This window comes from Allobosea sp. P4_E12, from assembly GCF_056401655.1.
Genome location: NZ_JBFUIY010000104.1, coordinates 1 through 3,050, shown reverse-complemented (window position 1 = coordinate 3,050; position 3,050 = coordinate 1). Strand labels below are relative to the sequence as shown.

At 64.9% G+C, this 3,050-nt stretch carries 5 protein-coding genes; 1 reads left to right on the top strand and 4 read right to left on the bottom strand.

The window, feature by feature from the left end; all coding sequences use genetic code 11:
- Together AC1DW9_RS36360 and gcvA are read right to left on the bottom strand one after the other, a co-directional pair.
- Positions 1-226, bottom strand: a 226-nt coding sequence (locus AC1DW9_RS36360; protein WP_476855393.1) for a response regulator, incomplete at its 3' end; no start/stop codon positions are given.
- 176 nt (positions 227-402) lie between these two features.
- Positions 403-1,332: a transcriptional regulator GcvA gene (gene gcvA, locus AC1DW9_RS36355; RefSeq protein ID WP_441509002.1), complete on the bottom strand. Its 930-nt coding sequence runs from the start codon at positions 1,330-1,332 to the stop codon at positions 403-405.
- A gap of 105 nt (positions 1,333-1,437) precedes the next feature.
- On the opposite strand from gcvA, the gene AC1DW9_RS36350 reads away from it, so the two are divergent.
- Positions 1,438-1,653: a DUF1127 domain-containing protein gene (locus AC1DW9_RS36350; protein ID WP_069877934.1), complete on the top strand. Its 216-nt coding sequence runs from the start codon at positions 1,438-1,440 to the stop codon at positions 1,651-1,653.
- A gap of 133 nt (positions 1,654-1,786) precedes the next feature.
- On the opposite strand, the gene sorB is transcribed toward AC1DW9_RS36350, so the two are convergent.
- Entirely contained in the window at positions 1,787-2,110 is a 324-nt protein-coding gene (gene sorB / locus AC1DW9_RS36345) for a SorB family sulfite dehydrogenase c-type cytochrome subunit (protein ID WP_441490413.1), read from the bottom strand.
- Between the two features lie 11 nt (positions 2,111-2,121).
- Positions 2,122-3,050 (bottom strand): molybdopterin-dependent oxidoreductase (locus AC1DW9_RS36340; protein ID WP_476855392.1); only part of this gene is annotated, 929 nt, incomplete at its 5' end.

The following is a 3,050-nucleotide window of genomic DNA, read 5'->3' as shown; positions in this document are numbered from 1 at the left end:
TCACCGGCGCGATCTGCTTGCGGGCACGAAGCCTCGGGATCAGCGTCAGGCCGTCGCCGTCCGGCAATTGCCGGTCGAGCAGAATTGCGCTGTGCGCCGCAGTCGCGATCGCCTCCTCCCCTTCCGCCAGCGTGGTGACATGGTCGACGACCATGTCGTGCTGGGCCAGGGCTGCGCGGAGCGCCGCCGCCATTTCCGGCTCGTCTTCCACCAGGRGAATGCGCATGGCTAGGACAGGCTCGCTTTGACCCAGCCTCTCCTGACGCAGCAACATTGCCGCGAGGTTGCGCGCATTCGAAGTCCCCCTCGACGAGAGGGTGCTTGCCAGGTTCCGGCGAGACGATCCGCTCATTCCGGCCGCCCTGGATCGCGGCGCAGCCTACGCCCTTCCGGGATCGCAGGTCATGGTGTCGCCACTGCGCGATGGGCGGCAGCTTCGCCGCATATCCAGGCCCGAAAGGCCGCAATGGCCGGCCTTTCGGCGGAGATCTCGGGGCAGACCAGATAATATTGATGTGGCCCTCTGACCTGATGCGGGAAGGGCCGGACGAGGCGACCCGCATCAAGATAGTCCCCGATCAGGACATTGGTAGCGAGGGCTATGCCCTGGCCCGAAGCGGCCGCCTGCAAGGCGAGGAACATGTGCGAGAAGCTCGGCCCTCGCGTCGCATCGATGTCAGGCAGCCCAACCGCGGACAGCCAGCGCGGCCAGGTGACATAATCGAGTATTCCATCCGGGATCTCATGCAGCAGCGTGTGATGGCGCAAATCAGCGGGCTCCTGCAGGGGCCGGTCGGGATCACCGAGCAGGGTGGTGCTGCAAACCGGAAAGAAATTCTCCTCCATCAGCAGGTCCGAGCGCAGGCCGGGATAGAGGCCGCGGCCGGAGCGGATCGCCACGTCCACATCCTCGCCGTCGAAATTGGTCAAACCCGTCGAGATCGAAACGCGCACCTCAAGATCGGGGTGACGCTCCTTCAGCGAACCGAGGCGGGGGATCAGCCAAGTGAGGGCGAAGGTCGGCAATGTGCTGACAGTCAGAATACCGGGCGCATCAGGCCGTAAGGCGCGCGCCGTGGCCTCGTTGAGCTGATCGAGCAGCAGCGAAACGGTCGCGGCATAGCGTTCCCCGACCGCCGTCAGGGCGACGCCCTTGCTCGGCAGGCGCGTAAAGAGAGGGCGGCGCAGCCAGGCCTCAAGCGATCTCACCTGCTGGCCGACCGCACTGGCGGTGACGGCGAGTTCGTCCCCGGCCTTCTCGAAGTTGAGGTGCCGGGCCGCGGCTTCGAAAGCGCGCAGAGAGGTCAAGGGCGGAAGGTGGCGGCGCGTCATGGGGAAGCGAAGGAAACCTTGGGCTGAAGCCAAGAAGTTCGCATTTGCTTGGACCCCAGGCAAGGAGCAGATTTGCTGGCGAAACCTGAGACAAGGGAGGCCGTCATGTCGACCAGGCCAGCCATAGAAAACCTTCTGCCACTCCCTGCCGCACCGTCGATTCACGGCCTGTCGCGCCTGCTGCTCCGTCTTGAAACCTGGCTCAACGCCAAAGCCAGCGCACGCGCGCTCTACCGCATGGATGACCGTGCATTGTCAGATATCGCGCTCTCCCGCAGCGACGTGGAGCGCGTCAACGCCACGGTCCGACTGCCGGATTGACGGCTTTGCCGGCAGAGTGCCGGGTTTCTGGAGGACGCGGCGGCGACGGGGTCTTTGCGCGGCTTGATCGTGCATCGTGAAGCCGGGATCCCGGTCAGGCCCGTCGCAACCGAGACGCGCGGCCCTTCGTTCCTCAATAGGTTTTGGCCAGGTATTCGGCGATCGCCTTGGCATCGGCCTCGTCGATCGGGGCGCGGTAGACCTTGATCATCTTCTGCACCTCGGCGTCCCAGAAGGCCTGCCCCTTCTTCGGCGGCTGGAAGTTGACGTAGTCGACCGAGTGGCACGACATGCAGTTGTTCTTCGCCGCCTCGAAGCCGGGACCGGGGCCCGGCTTGAGCACCGCCGTTTCAGCCGGCAGTTGATAGGTTTTCGGCATTGCCAGCGCCACCCCGGCCAACGCCACACCGGCAAGGCAGAGCCCGAAAGCCGACGCCCCAATGAAGCGCAAGGTCATGACCACCTCCATCACGCGGCCGTCACGCGCGTCGTCTCGACGACATTGCGCATATAGCCCGCCGGATTCCACAAGGGCTCGATCGGCTGCGATTGGCCGATCCGGTTGGTCGCCCTGACCATCAGCACATGCTCACCCTTGGGCAGCCGGACCGCTGCCTTCCATTCGCGGAAAGAATATTTTCCGAGATTTTCGCCAAGCGCCGCCGCAAGCCAGGCTTTCCCACCATCCGGTGAAATCGCGACATCGGTGACGCCATAGCCGCCGTCAAAGGCGATGCCGCGCAGCATGACATCTGCATTGGCCCTCACCGTTGCCCCATTCAGCACGCTGGTGATGAAGGAGCGGACGCTGAAGCGGTTGATCGGCACGGTCGCGGCCGGCGCCTTGCCGGGCTCGGTGCAGGCACAGGCATTGGCGGGGATGCGATAGGCCGACGTCATCCAGAACCCATCGAAGGCCTTGTCGAGCACAGYGATCTCGCGGAGATGCTTGACCCAATAGGTTCCGAAATAGCCCGGCACCACCAGGCGCACCGGGAAACCATTGAGCCAGGGCAGATCCTCGCCGTTCATGGCGTAGGCCAGCATGACCTCGCCGTCGCGAGCATGGTCGATGTCGAGCGCCTTGATGAAATCCGGCGTGTCGGGGATCATCGGCCCGTCGAGGCCGTCGAAGGACACCTGCACCGCCCCGGCCTGGACACCCGCCTTGTCGAGCACAGCCTTGAGCGGCACGCCCCTCCAGCGTGCATTGCCCATCGCACCGTTGGCGAGCTGGCCGCCGGCGACGCGCGGATCGAACAGGCCGCGGCTGTTACCGGAGCACTGGTTCACGGCGATGATCTCGGCTGGCTCGAACCCCGTCTTCAGTTCCTGAAGCGAGAGCGATAACGGCTTGTCGACCTTGCCCGTGATCGCGATGCGGAAGGCGTCCGGAT

Excerpts from the sequence above, each read along its gene's own strand:
- sorB (WP_441490413.1), bottom strand. The coding sequence starts at position 2,110 with ATGACCTTGCGCTTCATTGGGGCGTCGGCTTTCGGGCTCTGCCTTGCC.
- AC1DW9_RS36350 (WP_069877934.1), top strand. The coding sequence starts at position 1,438 with ATGTCGACCAGGCCAGCCATAGAAAACCTTCTGCCACTCCCTGCCGCA.
- gcvA (WP_441509002.1), bottom strand. The coding sequence starts at position 1,332 with ATGACGCGCCGCCACCTTCCGCCCTTGACCTCTCTGCGCGCTTTCGAA.